The organism is Arenibaculum sp., assembly GCF_035998295.1.
Classification (GTDB): Bacteria; Pseudomonadota; Alphaproteobacteria; order Azospirillales; family Azospirillaceae; genus DASYHS01.
The window spans coordinates 1-1,777 of sequence record NZ_DASYHS010000253.1 but is presented as its reverse complement, the minus strand read 5'-3'; the positions used below and the strand labels follow the sequence as shown (position 1 = coordinate 1,777).

Genomic DNA, 1,777 nt, shown 5'->3' with positions numbered 1-1,777 from the left:
CAGCCATACGCCGACCCAGCGGTCGCGGACCGGGTCGAACGCCACGGCGAGACGCATCATCGGGGCCCGGCGCACGTCCAGCCGGTAGTGCCGTGGACCGAACCGGTCCCGCAGCTGCTCCGCCACGTCGCCCGCACCCGGATCGAGGACGACCTCCTCCACCACCAGCCGCGCTTCGCGCCACACCACCTGCACCGGATCGCGGAGCCCTTCCCAGGCGACGGCCGTGCGCAGCACGTCGTGACGCGCGATCACCGCGTCCAGCGCGGCGACGAAATCGTCCAGCCGGCCGCGGTCGGCGAAGCTGATCCGGCGCGTGATCAGGTAGGCGTCGCCCGTCCCGGTCATCAGGTGATGGAACAGGATGCCTTCCTGCAGCGGCGCCAGCGGGTAGACGTCCTGAACGTTGGCCGCCCCGCCCGGCACCGCCGCCACGATCCCGTCGATCTCCTCCTGGCACAGGCTCACCAGCGGCAGCAGGTCCGGCGTGATCGCGGTGCAGCCCTGCGCGATCGGGTTCGCCGCCACCGCCACCGCCGCCTCGCCCGTCGCTACCTCGGCGGCAAGTCCCGACAGGCTGGGTGCCGCGAACAGCATCCGCACGTCGCCGTGCAGCCCTTCCCGGCGCATGCGCTCCAGAACCCGCACCGCCAGCAGCGAATGGCCGCCGAGATCGAAGAAGTTGTCGTGCCGGCCGACCCGCTCCAGCCCCAGCACCTCGGCCCAGATCCGGGCCAGCGCCTCCTCCGCCGGCCCGACCGGCGCCTCGTAGGCCCGGGATTCATAGGCGTCGCCATCCGGCGCCGGCAGCGCCTCGCGGTCGAGCTTGCCGTTGAGCGTCAGCGGCAGGGCGTCGATCGCGATGAAGGCGCTGGGCACCATGTGCTCCGGCAGGACGTCCTTCAGCGCGTTCTTCAGCCCGGCCAGCAGCTCCGCCTTCAGCCCTTCCGCCCGCGGGTCGTTGACATGGTCCAGCAGCGCGCCGTCGCCGGTCCCGTCCCGGCCCATCGAAGGCGCGCTCCGCACCCTCGACCGGTCGGTCATGACGACGTCGAAGCAGGTGCCGTCCGCACCCGGCGTCCAGGTGGCCGCGGCCTCGTAGCCGTGCCGCGCGCCCAGCGTCCGGAATTCCTCCGGCGTGGCCCCCGCCTCCGACGCCGCCTCGCCCGCCGCCTTCAGCGCCCCGGCCGTCAGCTCCCCCTCCGCCTCGCGAAGGCGGCGCAGCACCCCCAAATCCCGCGCCAGACGCCGGTTCGGCACCCCCGAGACCCGGATCACCGGCGCGGCCCCGGCCCGCAGCGTCCGCTCCAGCGCGCCCAGGGCGTCGGCACCCCAGGCCAGGACCGTTTCAGGTTCCGCCGGCCCCGCCGGCGCCCCCGTCCGGATCGCCGCGTCGTAGCGGTACCGCGTCAGCTCGTTGTCGCCCCCGCCCTGCTTCAGCAAGACCTCGACACCGCCCACCCCGGGCAGCGCGCCCGGCAGCAGGCGGAAGAACCGCGGCGCGATCACCAGCTCCTTCTCCTGGCGGATCGCCCGCGACACCCGGCGGCGCAGCGCGTCCACCGGCAGCTCGTCCTCGGCCCTCGACAGGGCCACCGAGCCGTAGAAGCACTCCTGCAGGTCCCGGTTCCGGACATCGCCCACGAACAGCGTCCCGCCCGGCCGCAGCACCCCCAGCGCCCCCGACAGAACCCGCAGCAGGTACTCCCCGTCCGGGAAGTACTGGACCACCGAGTTCAGCACCACCGCGTCGAACGAGCCCGCCGCCAGCCCGGTG

Annotated in this window: 1 protein-coding gene; it reads right to left on the bottom strand. The window is 73.9% G+C overall.

What is annotated here, in order from left to right:
• Positions 1-1,777 (bottom strand): phosphopantetheine-binding protein (locus tag VGO20_RS23815; RefSeq protein ID WP_327504887.1); only part of this gene is annotated, 1,777 nt, incomplete at both ends.